General features: G+C 64.6%; 25 protein-coding genes. 15 read left to right on the top strand and 10 right to left on the bottom strand.

The features are described 5' to 3' along the window. Window positions 1–60 precede the first annotated feature (60 nt). Window positions 61–252, bottom strand: a complete 192-nt coding sequence (locus Q0844_RS15080; RefSeq protein WP_299046415.1) for a NepR family anti-sigma factor — start codon at window positions 250–252, stop codon at window positions 61–63. Window positions 253–274: 22 nt separating this feature from the next. On the opposite strand from Q0844_RS15080, the gene Q0844_RS15085 reads away from it, so the two are divergent. The 3 genes from Q0844_RS15085 to Q0844_RS15095 all read left to right on the top strand — a co-directional run bounded on the left by Q0844_RS15085 (window position 275) and on the right by Q0844_RS15095 (window position 1,310). After that, complete coding sequence (locus Q0844_RS15085) at window positions 275–430, top strand: hypothetical protein (protein WP_299046416.1); 156 nt, start codon at window positions 275–277, stop codon at window positions 428–430. Between the two features lie 17 nt (window positions 431–447). Then, window positions 448–639, top strand: coding sequence for a PLDc N-terminal domain-containing protein (locus Q0844_RS15090; RefSeq protein WP_299046417.1), 192 nt, complete (start codon window positions 448–450; stop codon window positions 637–639). Window positions 640–761: 122 nt separating this feature from the next. Next, the gene (locus tag Q0844_RS15095) at window positions 762–1,310 is read left to right on the top strand and encodes a GNAT family N-acetyltransferase (RefSeq protein WP_299046418.1); all 549 of its coding nucleotides are present in this window, start codon (window positions 762–764) and stop codon (window positions 1,308–1,310) included. A 27-nt stretch (window positions 1,311–1,337) separates the two neighbouring features. Here Q0844_RS15095 and Q0844_RS15100 read toward each other — a convergent pair whose 3' ends face one another. The 3 genes from Q0844_RS15100 to Q0844_RS15110 all read right to left on the bottom strand — a co-directional run bounded on the left by Q0844_RS15100 (window position 1,338) and on the right by Q0844_RS15110 (window position 3,981). Continuing rightward, the gene (locus tag Q0844_RS15100) at window positions 1,338–2,414 is read right to left on the bottom strand and encodes a PAS domain-containing protein (protein WP_299046419.1); all 1,077 of its coding nucleotides are present in this window, start codon (window positions 2,412–2,414) and stop codon (window positions 1,338–1,340) included. A gap of 170 nt (window positions 2,415–2,584) precedes the next feature. Further along, the gene (locus Q0844_RS15105; protein ID WP_299046420.1) at window positions 2,585–3,076 is read right to left on the bottom strand and encodes a PRC-barrel domain-containing protein; all 492 of its coding nucleotides are present in this window, start codon (window positions 3,074–3,076) and stop codon (window positions 2,585–2,587) included. 92 nt (window positions 3,077–3,168) lie between these two features. Next, window positions 3,169–3,981, bottom strand: a complete 813-nt coding sequence (locus Q0844_RS15110; protein WP_299046421.1) for a response regulator — start codon at window positions 3,979–3,981, stop codon at window positions 3,169–3,171. A 99-nt stretch (window positions 3,982–4,080) separates the two neighbouring features. Here Q0844_RS15110 and Q0844_RS15115 point away from each other — a divergent pair, with 99 nt between their 5' ends. The 6 genes from Q0844_RS15115 (at window position 4,081) to Q0844_RS15140 (ending at window position 6,848) form a co-directional block, all read left to right on the top strand. After that, on the top strand, window positions 4,081–4,254 hold the full coding sequence (locus Q0844_RS15115; protein ID WP_299046423.1) for a NepR family anti-sigma factor: 174 nt from the start codon (window positions 4,081–4,083) through the stop codon (window positions 4,252–4,254). A 141-nt stretch (window positions 4,255–4,395) separates the two neighbouring features. Then, window positions 4,396–4,590 (top strand): hypothetical protein, encoded by a 195-nt coding sequence (locus Q0844_RS15120; RefSeq protein ID WP_299046425.1) that lies wholly within the window; start codon window positions 4,396–4,398, stop codon window positions 4,588–4,590. A gap of 108 nt (window positions 4,591–4,698) precedes the next feature. After that, window positions 4,699–5,523, top strand: a complete 825-nt coding sequence (locus Q0844_RS15125; protein WP_299046426.1) for a ParB/RepB/Spo0J family partition protein — start codon at window positions 4,699–4,701, stop codon at window positions 5,521–5,523. Window positions 5,524–5,642: 119 nt separating this feature from the next. After that, window positions 5,643–5,903 carry a Rho termination factor gene (locus tag Q0844_RS15130; RefSeq protein WP_299046429.1) on the top strand — a complete coding sequence of 87 codons (261 nt, stop codon included), beginning with the start codon at window positions 5,643–5,645 and terminating at the stop codon, window positions 5,901–5,903. Window positions 5,904–5,914: 11 nt separating this feature from the next. Then, window positions 5,915–6,130, top strand: coding sequence for a DUF2945 domain-containing protein (locus Q0844_RS15135; protein ID WP_299046431.1), 216 nt, complete (start codon window positions 5,915–5,917; stop codon window positions 6,128–6,130). A 4-nt stretch (window positions 6,131–6,134) separates the two neighbouring features. Then, the gene (locus Q0844_RS15140) at window positions 6,135–6,848 is read left to right on the top strand and encodes a gamma-glutamyl-gamma-aminobutyrate hydrolase family protein (RefSeq protein ID WP_299046433.1); all 714 of its coding nucleotides are present in this window, start codon (window positions 6,135–6,137) and stop codon (window positions 6,846–6,848) included. A 79-nt stretch (window positions 6,849–6,927) separates the two neighbouring features. Here Q0844_RS15140 and Q0844_RS15145 read toward each other — a convergent pair whose 3' ends face one another. The 6 genes from Q0844_RS15145 to Q0844_RS15170 all read right to left on the bottom strand — a co-directional run bounded on the left by Q0844_RS15145 (window position 6,928) and on the right by Q0844_RS15170 (window position 9,455). Then, the gene (locus Q0844_RS15145) at window positions 6,928–7,119 is read right to left on the bottom strand and encodes a CsbD family protein (RefSeq protein WP_299046435.1); all 192 of its coding nucleotides are present in this window, start codon (window positions 7,117–7,119) and stop codon (window positions 6,928–6,930) included. 67 nt (window positions 7,120–7,186) lie between these two features. After that, window positions 7,187–7,651 (bottom strand): host attachment family protein, encoded by a 465-nt coding sequence (locus tag Q0844_RS15150; protein ID WP_299046437.1) that lies wholly within the window; start codon window positions 7,649–7,651, stop codon window positions 7,187–7,189. Then, a complete protein-coding gene (locus tag Q0844_RS15155) occupies window positions 7,644–7,850 on the bottom strand; it encodes a hypothetical protein (RefSeq protein ID WP_299046439.1) in 207 nt (68 codons plus the stop codon). The genes Q0844_RS15150 and Q0844_RS15155 overlap by 8 nt, the downstream gene beginning before the upstream one ends. 2 nt (window positions 7,851–7,852) lie before the next feature. Beyond that, window positions 7,853–8,299 carry a DUF4112 domain-containing protein gene (locus tag Q0844_RS15160; protein ID WP_299046441.1) on the bottom strand — a complete coding sequence of 149 codons (447 nt, stop codon included), beginning with the start codon at window positions 8,297–8,299 and terminating at the stop codon, window positions 7,853–7,855. Beyond that, complete coding sequence (locus Q0844_RS15165; RefSeq protein WP_076626391.1) at window positions 8,271–8,429, bottom strand: YqaE/Pmp3 family membrane protein; 159 nt, start codon at window positions 8,427–8,429, stop codon at window positions 8,271–8,273. The genes Q0844_RS15160 and Q0844_RS15165 overlap by 29 nt, the downstream gene beginning before the upstream one ends. 36 nt (window positions 8,430–8,465) lie before the next feature. Further along, window positions 8,466–9,455 carry a YihY/virulence factor BrkB family protein gene (locus Q0844_RS15170; RefSeq protein ID WP_299046445.1) on the bottom strand — a complete coding sequence of 330 codons (990 nt, stop codon included), beginning with the start codon at window positions 9,453–9,455 and terminating at the stop codon, window positions 8,466–8,468. A gap of 120 nt (window positions 9,456–9,575) precedes the next feature. Between Q0844_RS15170 and Q0844_RS15175 the strand changes: the two genes are divergently transcribed. The 6 genes from Q0844_RS15175 (at window position 9,576) to Q0844_RS15200 (ending at window position 13,360) form a co-directional block, all read left to right on the top strand. Continuing rightward, entirely contained in the window at window positions 9,576–10,061 is a 486-nt protein-coding gene (locus Q0844_RS15175) for a hypothetical protein (RefSeq protein ID WP_299046447.1), read from the top strand. A 3-nt stretch (window positions 10,062–10,064) separates the two neighbouring features. Next, complete coding sequence (locus tag Q0844_RS15180; protein WP_299046449.1) at window positions 10,065–10,463, top strand: phage holin family protein; 399 nt, start codon at window positions 10,065–10,067, stop codon at window positions 10,461–10,463. After that, window positions 10,456–11,241, top strand: a complete 786-nt coding sequence (locus tag Q0844_RS15185; RefSeq protein ID WP_299046451.1) for a hypothetical protein — start codon at window positions 10,456–10,458, stop codon at window positions 11,239–11,241. Before Q0844_RS15180 ends, Q0844_RS15185 begins: the two co-directional genes overlap by 8 nt. Further along, entirely contained in the window at window positions 11,238–12,287 is a 1,050-nt protein-coding gene (locus tag Q0844_RS15190; RefSeq protein ID WP_299046452.1) for an AI-2E family transporter, read from the top strand. Before Q0844_RS15185 ends, Q0844_RS15190 begins: the two co-directional genes overlap by 4 nt. An 85-nt stretch (window positions 12,288–12,372) precedes the next feature. Further along, window positions 12,373–12,639, top strand: a complete 267-nt coding sequence (locus tag Q0844_RS15195) for a hypothetical protein (RefSeq protein WP_299046453.1) — start codon at window positions 12,373–12,375, stop codon at window positions 12,637–12,639. 226 nt (window positions 12,640–12,865) lie between these two features. Continuing rightward, window positions 12,866–13,360 carry a ferritin-like domain-containing protein gene (locus tag Q0844_RS15200; RefSeq protein WP_299046455.1) on the top strand — a complete coding sequence of 165 codons (495 nt, stop codon included), beginning with the start codon at window positions 12,866–12,868 and terminating at the stop codon, window positions 13,358–13,360. Window positions 13,361–13,363: the final 3 nt, after the last annotated feature.

Below are 13,363 nucleotides of genomic sequence, written 5' to 3' on the forward strand. Positions count from 1 at the left end.
AACACGCGCCGCCCCGACCGGTTCCCCGGTACATTCCCGCGCGCGGCCCAGTCGCAGGGGTCAGGCGGTGTCGTTCCGGTCCGGAGGGTCCTTTGGCGGGTCGCCATCCGCCGTGTCCGCGTCCTGCGATCGCAGGCGATCCAGCAATTTCAGCAGGTGATCGGGCACCGGTTCTTCGGCCACCTCGGCAAAGGCCCGTTTGAGGTTGCTGTCGATCTCGTCATTGACCGTCCTGGCATCGCGACGCGTCATCCTATGCTCCTTGCCGATCCCCTTGGGCGAAACTATCGGCAAGATGTGGCAGGCGGTCAATGGGACGCGCCGGGACGGCAGGGCCGATCCCGACATCGGGGCCGCCAGCGGATGTGGTCACGGCACCGCACGATGGAACCGTCTGGCCGACCGGCAGGTTATGGTCGTGTCACGTTGAAAAAAAGGAGATCCCTCGTGGTAGAGATATATGGCATCGGCGGCTTAATCCTGTTGGTCCTCAACATCTGGGCCATCGTCAGCATCATCGGCTCGGCCGCATCGACGGGGGCCAAGGTCCTGTGGGTGCTGTTGATCCTCCTGCTGCCCGTCCTGGGCTTTATCGTCTGGTTGATTGCAGGCCCCAAAGCCGCGCGCAGCCCGGTGTAACGGGTCCGGTTCTTCGATGCGGCGCGCCGCGCACCCGACCCGCGGACGCGCCGCATTTGCACCAGGTGCCCCCGCCCGCGCCGGTCCGCGCGGCGGGGGCTTTGACATGGGGAAGGCGACACATGACGGGGTGCAGGCATCACGCGCATGACATTCTGCCACGGCGGGCCAGGCTGAAATCGGGCCACGAGGTCGAGATACGACCGGTCGAGGAACGCGACGGCGCGCTGATCCGCGACGGTTTTGCACACCTGTCCGACCAGTCGCGCTTCATGCGCTTCCTCGCGACGCGCGGCGCGCTCAGCGACGCGGAACTGGCGCGTCTCACGGACGCCGGGGACGACGATAGCCTGGCGCTCGGGGCCGTCACCCAACCGGACACCACACCCGTGGGACTGGCCCGCTTTATCCGTCTGGACCCGGCGGGCCCCGACGCAGAGATGGCGCTGACCGTGGTGGACGCCTTTCAGGGACAAGGCGCGGGGCGGGTGTTGCTGGAGACTTTGGCCCAGGCGGCGCGCGGGTGCGGCGTGACCGCTTTTATCGCGCTGGTCCACCGCGACAATCACGCGATGCTGGGCCTGTTGCACAGCTATGGCGCGGTCGTGGAACAGGGTATGGCGGTCGATCTGGAATTGCGCCTGCCGCTGTCATCGGTGCCAGCCATCTGAGCGGCGAAGGGCACGCGATCAGCCGCGCTAGGCTTTCTCGACCTCGACCTGCGCCAGCGATGCTTCCGGCACGTCCAGGGTCAGGGTCGTGCCCTGCACTCCGCCGCTGGCCACATCAAGCGATGCGTCCAGATCCCTGACCAGCTGGCGCACGATGCGACTGCCCAGATTGCCGTCCTGCGGCCAATTCACACCATCGGGAATGCCGTGCCCGTCATCCGAAACGACAAGCCGCAGCACCCCGTTGCTCAGGGTCTTGGCCTCGATCTCGAGCAAGCCTTCCTCACGGTCGACAAATGCGTGCTGAAGGGCGTTTGTCATCAACTCGGACAAGACCAGACCGACTTGGGTCGCGACCTGGAACGGCACGCTCATCTTCTCGGCCTCGACATTTACCCGGATGCCGCTGCGCCCCTCAAGATGGCCCAGCGCGTTCGCGATCCGCGACAGATACGCCCCAAGGGCCACCAGTTCGTCTTCCGGGTTCTCTGTCTCTGCGCCACTCTTGTCGGCAAGTTCGGCATACAGAAGCTGCAGCGCCTCGACCCGGCGCGCCAACGTGTTGAAATCCTGCGCGCCGCTGTCGCCGGATTGACGCGACTGCATGCGGATCAAGCCCACGACCATGGACAGATGGTTCTTGACCCTGTGCTGTATCTCTTCGAGAGCCGTGCGCACGCGGCGATCGGCTTCGGTCTTCGGGTCGTCCTTCTTCGCCTCCAGCTCCATCTGGATGCCAAGGAAAAAGGACAGATCGCCCTCTTGGGAATAGAGCGGCGAAATCGTGAGCTGGTTGCGGAACATCACGCCGTCGGGACGGTAGTTGTTCAGATCAACCGTGATCTCCCGACCTTCGGCCACTGCCTTGCGCAGCGCGACGATCCCGTCCTGCTGCCGGTCGTCGCCCTGCAGGAAGCGGCAGTTCTGGCCCACGGCAAAGTCCCGTGCATAGCCGGTCATTTCGGTGAAGGTGTCGTTCACATAGACAATCGGATTGTCGGCGTGCCGCGGGTTGGTGATGACGATGGCAAAGGGGGCGTGCGACAGCGCATCCAGAAAGCTTGTTCCAGTCAGTGTCTCGTGCGAAGTGGTGTCATCGTTCAAAGGGTTCGATCCGCGCATTGCCCCAGAGACGCCAAATACAGGATATGGGCGCGCTCCTGTCAAGCCACTGACGCCAGTCCGCGCAGCTTGTCAGACGTCATCCCGTCGGCACCACAGAAAAAGGGGGGCGAAACGCCCCCCTTTCCCAATCCTGAATGACCCCTAGCGGATCAGTTCCAGAACCCTTCATCGACGCCTTGCATCTCTTCCAGGTCTTCTTCGTTGTACTTGGTCACATAGGCGTAGGTCTTGTCATCCACGGCCACCAGGTTCAGGTCCGACACGGAAATCACGACGTGCTTGTCGCCGATGTCCAGAAAGCCGCCGACTTCGGCGACGATCCCTGTCACCTTGCCGTCGCTGGTCAGCACGAGGTCTTCGATCTCGCCGATCTTGTTCCAGTCGGCGCCAACCTCTTCATGGTTCATTTCCGGGTCCCAGCCTTCGTCATTGGCCTGGTTCATCGTGTAGATTGCCCCACCGGTGATGTCGCGCGAGCGGATCAGCGTGCCTTGGGCCTGCGACAGCTCTTCGCTGGACATGGCGCTTTTGGCTGTGTTGTTGTGCATCTCCCACCGGTTGTCCTTGGTCTCGGACTGCGCGAATACGGCAGACGTGGACAGGGCCAGAACGGCGGCGGTGCTTGTGAGAAAGCGTGTCATAATGGTTCTCCTTCGTTTCCATCAAGGTTACGTCAGATGAACGCGCCGCGGCGAAGGTCGGTTCCCGCCGTGGCTGTTTTCAAACCACTTTTTTACGCCTTCAGCGTTTCGGTCGATGAAAAGAACATCGCCTGGCTGATCGCGGTGCGCACCTGCGGTTCGCTGAACGGCTTGGTGATCAGAAAAGCCGGTTCCGGCCGGTCCCCGGTCAGCAACCGTTCGGGGAATGCGGTGATGAAGATCACCGGAACATCGCCCAGGTCCGCCAAGAGGTCGCGCACGGCATCAATACCCGACGAATCGTCGGCCAGTTGGATGTCGGCCAGGATCAGGTCGGGTGGCGTTCGCCGCCCCAGATCGACGGCGGCGCTGCGCGTACGGGCGATACCCGTCACCGCGTGGCCGCATTCGGCCACAAGCGCCTCCAGGTCCATGGCGATGATCGCCTCGTCCTCGATGATCATGACCTTGCCCGCGATGGCGTTGCCCATCTCGCGGTAGGCGGTGGCGACCAGCAGGTCCGCTTCCTGCCCGTCGATGCCCATGATCTGGGCGATCTCGGACACCGTGAACTCCTCGACCGTGGACAGCAACAGGGCCTCGCGGCTGTTCGGCGTCAATTTGTCGAGATGCTTGCGCGCGGTGGCCTTCAGACCGGTTTCCGTCCCGTCGGCAGCGACGTTGCCGCCGTGCCAGATCACGTGAAAGACACGAAACAGCGCCACCTTGTCCGACAGTGACCGGTCAAAGCTGGCTTCGTCCCCGAGAATGGCCTCGAGCGTTGCAGCGGCGTAGGCGTCACCGCTGGTCTGGCTTCCCGTCAGGGCGCGCGCATATCTGCGCAGGTACGGCAAGGCCGGGCTGATCGCGTCCGCAAGCGGTGCCGGAGCGGCATTGGATGTCATGGAAGGGCGTCCTCTCAACAAATAACGGAACTTAACGTCGACTCTATGCGTTTGGTTCCACAACCGAAACATCTTGGCGACACAAAAAGGCAGCGACACATGATAACGAATAAACGGGCAGAGACGTCGCAGACCCATATTCAGGACAACCTCAGACGTGCATTTCGGGAAACCGTGGACGACGACGTCCCCGACAGGTTCAAGGCCTTGCTCGACAAGTTCAGGGATCAAAGTTTCCCCGTCACGTCGCCCCGTGACGCGCAGTCAGGCTAGGCGCGGATGGCACGGCCGGGTGTAGGGCCTGTGGCTGCGAGGCAGGCCGCAGTGCACCCATCACGCAAACGGATGCCGCGCAACGTTTTGACCGCGGCGTGCGTTTCATAAACAGACACGCAAACCCAAGGGAGGCCACACATGTCAGCCCCGAACACAAATATCGAACGTCAAAAGAGACGCCACCGCCCCGCGCTTTGGGGCATGGCGATCGTTGCAGTCTTTGCTGCCCTTGTCTTTTTGTTCAATGTCGCCTTTTCCGTAGACGGCGACGGGCCGCTTGACGCGTTTTTCGCGGATGACGCGCCCGTTCTGGAAAGCGATCCCGAAAACTGACGCAGACCACCGAACGGTGCCGTCGCCGTTTGTCAATCATTGTCCCGCACATCCGCATCCGCGCGCAGGTAAATCTGTGCGCGGTTTTTGCATTGCAAAGGACATGACATGCCAAATGACTTCCAACTGATCGATCCCGCCCTGTGCCGTCTGTGGCCGGGCAATCCCCGTGCCGCCCGCACCCTGACCGATGACGCCTGCGCCGATCTGATCGACAGCCTGCGCACGCAGGGCCGACAGGAACTGCCCGCCATCGTCCGGCCCCTGCCCCAGGACGACACCCACAGGTACGAGATCATCTGCGGCGCCCGTCGCCACCACGCCGTCACGCATCTGCGCGCGGCGGGTATGGACATCGGGTTCCTGGTCGAATTGCGCGCGCTGACGGACGAGGCAGCGTTCCGCGTGGCCGACCTCGAAAACCGGACCCGGACCGACATCAGCGACTATGACCGGGCCCGGTCATACGCGGCGGCGCTGGACACCTATTACGACGGGGTGCAGGCACGCATGGCCGCGCGGATGCAGGTCAGCGCCGCCTGGCTGAGCCGGCACCTGCAACTGGCCCGCCTGCCGCAGGACATCGTGGCCGCCTTTGCCGATCCCGCTGAGATCCGCGAACGCCATGCCCGCCAGATCGGGCACCTGCTGGCCGACCCCGAGACCGCCCCCGATGTTCTGGCCGCCGCCGCGGCGATCACAGCAGAGGGCACCGCGCTGCCCGCCGCACGGGTTGTGTCGCGCCTGCGTGCCGCCGTGTGCCGCCCACCGCGCCTGCCCCGCGGTGCGCGTCAGTTCCGCCGGTCCATACACGACGCCCCCATCACGATGCAGCGCCGGGGCAACGAGGTCACGCTGCGCTTTTCCCCCACCCTCGGGGAAAAGGCCCTGCGCGGGGCGTTCGAACGCTTTATCGCGCATACCTATGGCTGAGGGGTGGCGTTGCCCATTGGCAATGCCGATCAACCTGTTGAAAATTATCGGTTTTCACCACACGAATGCCGGAACCTTTGTCCAGTTCGCGCGTTGCCACATGGCAAAGGAGACGCGGAATGACCAAGGATCACGGGCCATCCATCAAGGATGACGACACCTATGAAAGCCTGCGCGACAAGGGCTACGACAAGTCCAAGGCGGCAGCCATCGCCAACGCGCAGGCCAGCGATGACATGGACCCATCCGCCAAGGGCGGGTCCACCCCGCCCTACGAGGACTGGACCAAGGACGACTTGATGGACCGGGCCCGCGAACTGGACATCGCGGGCCGGTCGGACATGACCAAGGATGAATTGATTGACGCCCTCAGGGGCTGAAGGAGGATCTGGTGAGCACGTTTTCCAAGGGCGACACCGTGGAATGGAACTGGGGCGGCGGCACCGGCACCGGCAAGGTTGTCGAACGCTTTACCGATGATGTCACGCGCACGATCAAGGGCAACGAGGTCACGCGCAAGGCAGATGCCGGGTGCCCCGCCTACATGATCGAACAGGACGATGGCGACCGCGTGCTGAAATCGCACAGCGAGCTGTCGCGCGCCTGAGCCCATGACACGCCCCTGCATTGCCATCACCACCTCGACCCGGTCGGGCTGGCGCATCTTTCCGCTGGTCAACCTGAACCTGTGGCTGGCCGGTGGGCGCGGCGTGCGCTGGGGCGCGGGACGCCCCGCTGATCTTGACCGCGTGGACGGCCTGATCATCGGGGGCGGCGACGACATCTCGCCCGAGCTATATGACGGTGACGTGCGCCTGAGTGCGCGCATCGATGCCGCCCGCGATGCGCTGGAACGGCGCCTTGCGGACGAGGCCTTGGGCCGGAACATCCCCGTGCTGGGGATCTGCCGGGGCGCGCAGATGCTGAACGTGGCGCTTGGCGGCACGCTGCATCAGGACGCGTGGGACATTTACCCGGACGCCGATTTCGTGAAAACCATCCTGCCGCGTCGCGCGGTGCGCGTGGTGCCGGACAGCCACCTGGCGCGGCATGCAGGCACCGCACCGATGCAGGTCAACGCGCTGCACACGCAGGCGGTGGACACTCTGGGCCGCGGCCTGCGTGTGTGCGCCCGCGACACCGCCGGGATGGTGCAGGGGGTCGAGCGGGTGCGCGACCCCTTTGCCCTGGGCGTGCAGTGGCACCCCGAACACCTGTTCTATGCCCGCCGCCAACGCCGCATCTTCCGCGCGCTGGTCGTGGCGGCACGCGCCTATGCAAGGGGCCGCGATCAGGTCCACGCCGCCCGGACCGATCCGGCATAAAAAAAGCCGGCCCGAAGGCCGACCAGAAGCAGTTGCCGCGACCCGAGGGAGGAGAAAGGGTCGCGGCGGTGTTGTTTGATCAGGCCGACATGCTGTCGAGTTCGCGTTCCGCTTCCTCTTTGGTCTTGCCGTATTTCTTCTGGATCAGGCCCACCAGTTCTTCCTGGCTGCCTTTGGCTTGTTCCAGTTCGTCATCGGTCAAATCGCCATATTGCTGGCGCAGCTTGCCCTTTGTTTCGTTCCAGTTGCCTTTGATCTGGTCCCAATTCATCGCAGTCTCCTTTTCTCGTCTGTGTTCACTTGGTCAACGCGCCGCGCGTCCGTCCGGTTCCACCGGTTCAGTCCGCGTCGGCCAGATCCCGCGCGAGGTGCTTTTCGATCTCGTCGATGGGGTGGTTTGTCAGCACCTTGGCAATGTCGAAGATCACCCGGTCCTGCACCTCTTGGTGCAGTTCCGCGCGCAACTGGCTGAGCACGACGCGGCTGGCGATCAGCACGATATGGTCGAACGCACCCTTGTGCACATATTTGTACAGCCGGTCGGCCAGGTCCGAGGCAAAGCGTTCCTTTTCCAGCTCGTGCCAGTCGGTGTCATCCACGGCAGACCGCTGCACGCCCGGCCCGTCGTTGAAGCGACCGGGGCGGTTGGCGGCCCACTCGCGCGCCGGTGGATTGTCCTGTTCGTCCTTGCGGATGACGGTCAGGTCCATGTCCATATCGTCGCCCTGGTTCTTCAGGAACAGCGCCTTTTCTCCGTCGGCGACGATCACCCATGTGCTCTGGGGCAAGCCTGATTTACGCATCTTTGTCTCCTGTCTTGTCGGATTTCGTGACGCGCGTCTGACCGGCGGGGCGCTCGGTCGCGCGCTTTTCCTCGTCGCGGCTGGCAATGTCGCGTTGCAGCGTGCCGCCGCTGCGGCCCTGCTGGCTTACAGGGCCCGTTTCGCCCAGTACCTTGTCGCTGTCGCGGCTGCCGTCTTTCGATCTGTGTCGGTCTGCCATCTCTATGCCTCCGTTTCTGATGTGTTGGTTTGGTGTGGCGCAGGCGGCGGCAGGCCCTCCTGCGCCTCGGTCCGGGCCAGTTCGGCCTTCAAAATCTCGATGTTGCGGCGGTGCGACTTGAACGCGAGGTCAAAGAGGTCGCCCACAAGCGGGATTGCCCCCACCGCCAGGTCGATGCCGGTGTTGATCGCGATGCGGGTGCGGGCCCGGCGTCGCGCCCCCATGCGCCGCGCTTCGTAGAACATGGCGGCGCCGGGCAAGGCGGTAGCGACGTCGCCAACACCGGGAATAAGCCCGAGGATGGAATCCCAGCCCACCGGAATGCCGAAGACACGAAACCGCGCGTCCAGCGCGGTGGCCAGCCGGTCAAGGCGGGCGACACGGTCGCGCCGCGCGGCACGTGCCTGCGTGGTAGCGGCGTCATCTGCGGGCGATGATGTATATGGCATGTACAATCCCCGGAATGTAGCCCAGCAGGGTCAGCAGGATGTTGATCCAGAAATGCTTGCCAATGCCCACCTGAAGAAAGACACCAAGCGGGGGCAGCAAGATGGCAATGATGATGCGAACAAGGTCCATGGCAGGGTCCAATCGGTCATGTGTCAGGTTGCAAACTCAACGCGCGGTCGCGCCTACCTGTTCCGCATCCGCCCCATCATTCTGGTCGCGGCGGGCACCCAGCGTGTCGGCCTTGACCGCGCCACGCTCGCCCATGGGGCGGTCGGGTCCGACGGTCGTGTCGCGGGCGGTCTGCGCCTCAAGCTCGGCATCCAGGAGCGCGCCCAGCAGCACCACAAAGGCCGACAGCCACAGCCATGTCATCAGGATGATCACACCCGCCAGCGCGCCGAAGGTCTCGTTATAGCTGGCGAAGGACTGGACATAGACGCTGAATCCGAAGGTGCCCGCCACCCACAGCACGCAACTGAGCGCAGCACCCGGCGTCACCCACCGCCAGCGCGGCGCACGCCGGTCGGGACCGTGGCGATACAGAAAGGCGATGCCCAGCACGCCCAGCGCAAACATGATCGGCCAGCGCAGCATCAGCGCCGTATCGATCAGGCCCTGCCCCGCGCCCACAAATGTCAGCACCGCAGGAATGGCCGCCACAACGACCACCATCACCACAAGCCCCAGAAGGATGGCAAGCGTCAGTCCGATCACCAGCACCTTGGACTTGAGGAAGCCGCGCGTGTCCTCTTCCTCGTAGATCAGGGTCAGCCCTTCCACGAGGCTGCCCGTCGCACTTGATGCGGACCACAGCGCCAGCGCGATCGACACGATGGCCGCAAGGCCCAGCGCCCCCTGCCCGGCGCCGGACACCTCGGACAGTTGCCCGGTGATGACGTCGCGCGCGGCCTGCGGAAGCATGTTCAAAAGCCAGCCGGCCTGATCCACCAGTGACGCGGGGTCGTAGACGATGCCGGTGATCGCGACGCCTGCCGAAATGGCCGGGAAAAGCGACAGCAGACCATAAAACGCCACGCCCGCCGCCAAAAGGCCAAGATGCAGGTCGCCGATGCCCGACCACACCCGTGCGGCGACATCAAGCCACCCTTTGCCCGTGATATTTCGGGGCGTGTGCGCGTTGCGTCCGCGAGACATTGGAAATCCTCCGCTGAAGTACAGGACCAACGCCATGTGCGCACCATTGTTCCGGGAACTTTCGTCGCAGCGCCCGCGTTCATCGACCAAGCACATATTTATTCACGCAAGGAGAACGACATGGCCCAGACATCGCAGAAGCCCCTGGCTGACAAGGTCAAGGAAAGCGCCGCCACCGCCGCGGCCGACGTATCCGATGCAGCCGCTGCAAAGGCCCGGAAAGAAGCCGAGGCCGCGCGCGACATGGTATCGGATGAGGCGGAAAAAACCGCCGGGGCCGCGCAGGCAGCCGCCGATGAGTTCGACCCCGGTTCGATCCAGGCCAAGGCACTGGAAGAGGTGGCCCGCCAAGTCGATCACCTTGCCGAACAGATCCGCACAACCGATATCGACCGTCTGGCGCGCAGCGTCGGACAGGCGGCCCAGCGCAACCCGCTGATGTTTGTCGCCGGGGCCGCCATTGTGGGGTTTGCCGCGACCCGTTTCATGCGGTCGCGTGATCCCGAACGGCGCACGGCGCAGGGCTACAACGATCCGCACGCACGCGGCGGGACCACGGACGGCAACGTCTGGCGCGTCAACGACAACACCAGCGGAGGGGCGTGAACGATGGCGCAACACGCCGAGATCAAGGACACGCCGTCGCTGATGGTGAAGGCGTTCCGGCAATTGAGCCAGCTGATGCAGGACGAGGTGACGCTGGCCAAGGCCGAGCTGTCCCGTAACCTGTCGCGGGCCGGGGCCGGTCTGGCCCTCATCGGCGTCGCCGCCATCCTCGCGCTGACCGCGCTGGATGTTCTGGCGGGGGCGCTGGTGGCCTACCTTGCGACGACGGAGATGAGTGTCGGCACCGCCGCGCTGATCGTGGGGGGCGGGTGCCTTGTTGTGGCCCTAGTTCTGGCCTTCGTGGGCAAGTCACGCCTGACGGCCGACGCCCTGTCGCCCGACCGCACCATGCACAACCTATCCCAAGACCTTGATGCCATGAAGGAGGCAACCGATGCCTGATGGATCTCTGCCCGATATCGAACAGCGCGTTGCCCGCGACCGGGCCGAGCTTGCCCGTTCGCTTGATGTGCTGAGCAGCACGTTGGCGCCCGACCGCCTCAAGCGCGAGGCCGCTGATCTTGCGAACACCTACGGGTCCGATCTGGGTCGGCAGGCGTGGACAGCGGCGCGGGAAAACCCGGCGGCCTTTGCGCTGGTCGGGGCCGGTCTGGCGCTGTTGCTGAGCAACACGGGCCGCCGGGGCGAAGGCGATGCGGTGCCCGCCGCCGACGCGCCGATGGCAGTTCCGCCAGAGGAGGCGATGGAGGGCTTTGACGCACGCGTTGCCGCGGCGGATGCGCAGATGCGCAAGGACGAAAAGGCCGCCCATGCGCCAGCCAGCGCCAGCCGCCTGCGGGCCGCTTTGCACAGCGGTCTGGACAATTTGCCGCCCGCGGCGAAGGCGCGCATCCTGAATGCACGGGAAGCCGCGATTTCCGCACAGGAGGCCGTGGAACGGGAGGCTGCGAAAGTGGCCGGTCAGGCGCACAGCATGGCGCGCCGCAACCCCGTCGGGTGCGCTGCGGCAGCCTTTGGCGTGGGGGCGCTGGTGGCGGCCCTGTTGCCGTCGACCCGGCGCGAAGATGACCTGCTGGGCGCACATCGCGATGCGATGATGGCCGAAGCCGGGACCACGTTGCAGGCAGAGATGGCGCGGGCGCGCGATGCCGTGGCCGACGCGATCCGCGAGCCGGAAACCGGCCCGCGCGACGCGGCAAGCCTGCAAGTACCGTCGTGAACGAGCAGCGGGCGCCGGCCCTGCCCGTGGCAGCCGCACGCGGGAACTTTCTGAACCTGCTGTCGACGCCGCGGGCCCGGTCCGTCATGTTGTTCATCCTGACGATTTTCGCCGCCGGGGGCATCATGATATGGGCGCGCCCCGTGCTTGTGCCCATGTGTTTCGCACTGGTGGTCGGGATCGTCGCGTCGCCGCTGGCAGACCGTCTGCACGATTGGGGTGTCCCGCGCATCGCCATCGCCACCGCGCTTCTTGTGCTGACCAGCGGCAGCCTGGTCCTTGGATTTGTCCTGCTTGAGCCGCTCTTGAATTCGATGGCGGCCCAGTTGCCTGAAATCCGCGCCGAGATCGAAGGCTGGGTCCAGAGCGCGTCGGGCCTGATCCGCGGGATCGAAACCATTTCGAAAGAGATAGAACAGACCGTCGGCGCGTCCGAGGGCGGTGACGAAGCCCCCGAACTGCCCACGATGATGGATGCGCTGTGGCTTGCGCCGGATCTGGGGGCCAGCGTGCTGATCTTCGCGGGCACGCTTTTCTTCTTCATGCTGACACGCACCGACCTGTATGCCGCCGCTGGCCGGTTCAGCGAAACCTTGTTCCGGGCGGACCGTGCCGTGGCCAAGTATTTTCTGGCCGTGTCCATCGTGAACGCGGGCCTGGGCATTGCCGTGGCCGTGGTCATGTCCCTGATCGGGTTGAACAACGCGGTCCTGTGGGGGCTGGCTGCGGGGCTGTTGAACTTCATCCTGTATCTTGGGCCGCTCACCATCCTGTTCGGCCTGCTGATCGTGGGCATGGTGCAGTTCAACGGTGGCTATTCGCTGCTGCCACCCTTTGCGTTCCTGTGCCTGAACATGATCGAGGCGCAGTTCGTGACACCAGGGTTTGTCGGGCAGCGCCTGCGCATCAGCCCGCTTGCCGTGTTTGTGTCCATCGTGATCGGATTGTGGCTTTGGGGACCGGTGGGGGCGATCGTCGCGCTGCCGCTGACCCTGTGGCTCGCGGTCCTTTTGAATGCGCGCGGCCCGGCAGACCCCGCCGCCTGAACAGGCGCGACCGGCCCTGCCGGATGTCAGAGCGGCGGAACCGATTGCGCCGCGCGGCGTTGATTCAGCAAAGGAGACACATTCAATGACCACATATCATCCCGACCAAACGACCGAGACGAAAAACGGCAAAGACGGCAACACCCTGGCCGACGCCGCGCGCAAGGAATTCGAAACCCGCCGCGCGCAGGCAGGTGACGCGCTGGACAGCACGCGGCGCCAGGTGGCGGACACGGCGCAACGCACGTCGGACCAGGGGGCGCAATTCGTGCGGGACAATCCCGCCCTCGCGCTGGCTGGTGCCGCCGGTATCGGTTTCCTGCTGGGCCTTGCGATCCGCGTGCGGGACTAGCGCCGCGCGTGTTCCCCAATGTCAGAAGGGGCGTTCAGACGGACGCCCCTTTTTCCTTGCGACGCATCAAAAGGATGCGGGCTGACGCGTCCTATCTCAGACCTCGGGGGCACCGGGCTTTGGGATGGTCCCTGCCCGGTCCTTGCGCGTTTCATCCCACGCCGGAACAAAATCGACCGGCGCGTGTTGCCTTTCAAACGGCACAACCGCAACCGGAGGACGCACCATGGCTCTCAACTCTCTTCATGACGTATATATCGACCAGCTTCAGGACATTCACAGCGCCTGCAAACAGTCCAGCGGCGTGACCCGCAAGCTGGCCGACGCCGCCACGGACCCATCCCTCAAGGACGCGCTGGAACGCGGGGTCGAGGGGATCGAGCGGGGCATGGACACGCTCAGCCACATCATCAAGGGCCATGATGCCGACCCTGAGGGCGAGCATTGCAAGGGCATGGAAGGTCTGGTCAAGGAAGCGCGCGCACACGGGTTGGAGCAGGACTTTGGCGACAGTGCCGCACAGGATGCGATGATCATCACGCAATACCAGCGCATGGCGCATTACGCGATTGCGGGCTACGGCTCGTGCCTGGCATTTGCCCGGCGCATGGACCATGGCGATGACGTGTCGAAACTGGAAGAATGCCTGAACAAGTCCTATGACGGCGACCGGGCCATGACGGATCTGGCAACCGGCACGATCAACAAGGACGCGGCCTGACAC

The organism is uncultured Tateyamaria sp. (assembly GCF_947503465.1).
In the GTDB taxonomy this organism is placed as follows: Bacteria; Pseudomonadota; Alphaproteobacteria; order Rhodobacterales; family Rhodobacteraceae; genus Tateyamaria.

Coding starts and splice junctions, on each gene's coding strand:
- Q0844_RS15140 (WP_299046433.1), top strand. CDS start 6,135: ATGACACGCCCCTGCATTGCCATCACCACCTCGACCCGGTCGGGCTGG.
- Q0844_RS15145 (WP_299046435.1), bottom strand. CDS start 7,119: ATGAATTGGGACCAGATCAAAGGCAACTGGAACGAAACAAAGGGCAAG.
- Q0844_RS15125 (WP_299046426.1), top strand. CDS start 4,699: ATGCCAAATGACTTCCAACTGATCGATCCCGCCCTGTGCCGTCTGTGG.
- Q0844_RS15110 (WP_299046421.1), bottom strand. CDS start 3,981: ATGACATCCAATGCCGCTCCGGCACCGCTTGCGGACGCGATCAGCCCG.
- Q0844_RS15175 (WP_299046447.1), top strand. CDS start 9,576: ATGGCCCAGACATCGCAGAAGCCCCTGGCTGACAAGGTCAAGGAAAGC.
- Q0844_RS15150 (WP_299046437.1), bottom strand. CDS start 7,651: ATGCGTAAATCAGGCTTGCCCCAGAGCACATGGGTGATCGTCGCCGAC.
- Q0844_RS15160 (WP_299046441.1), bottom strand. CDS start 8,299: ATGCCATATACATCATCGCCCGCAGATGACGCCGCTACCACGCAGGCA.
- Q0844_RS15170 (WP_299046445.1), bottom strand. CDS start 9,455: ATGTCTCGCGGACGCAACGCGCACACGCCCCGAAATATCACGGGCAAA.
- Q0844_RS15095 (WP_299046418.1), top strand. CDS start 762: ATGACGGGGTGCAGGCATCACGCGCATGACATTCTGCCACGGCGGGCC.
- Q0844_RS15115 (WP_299046423.1), top strand. CDS start 4,081: ATGATAACGAATAAACGGGCAGAGACGTCGCAGACCCATATTCAGGAC.
- Q0844_RS15155 (WP_299046439.1), bottom strand. CDS start 7,850: ATGGCAGACCGACACAGATCGAAAGACGGCAGCCGCGACAGCGACAAG.
- Q0844_RS15165 (WP_076626391.1), bottom strand. CDS start 8,429: ATGGACCTTGTTCGCATCATCATTGCCATCTTGCTGCCCCCGCTTGGT.
- Q0844_RS15105 (WP_299046420.1), bottom strand. CDS start 3,076: ATGACACGCTTTCTCACAAGCACCGCCGCCGTTCTGGCCCTGTCCACG.
- Q0844_RS15195 (WP_299046453.1), top strand. CDS start 12,373: ATGACCACATATCATCCCGACCAAACGACCGAGACGAAAAACGGCAAA.
- Q0844_RS15080 (WP_299046415.1), bottom strand. CDS start 252: ATGACGCGTCGCGATGCCAGGACGGTCAATGACGAGATCGACAGCAAC.
- Q0844_RS15200 (WP_299046455.1), top strand. CDS start 12,866: ATGGCTCTCAACTCTCTTCATGACGTATATATCGACCAGCTTCAGGAC.
- Q0844_RS15185 (WP_299046451.1), top strand. CDS start 10,456: ATGCCTGATGGATCTCTGCCCGATATCGAACAGCGCGTTGCCCGCGAC.
- Q0844_RS15130 (WP_299046429.1), top strand. CDS start 5,643: ATGACCAAGGATCACGGGCCATCCATCAAGGATGACGACACCTATGAA.
- Q0844_RS15120 (WP_299046425.1), top strand. CDS start 4,396: ATGTCAGCCCCGAACACAAATATCGAACGTCAAAAGAGACGCCACCGC.
- Q0844_RS15180 (WP_299046449.1), top strand. CDS start 10,065: ATGGCGCAACACGCCGAGATCAAGGACACGCCGTCGCTGATGGTGAAG.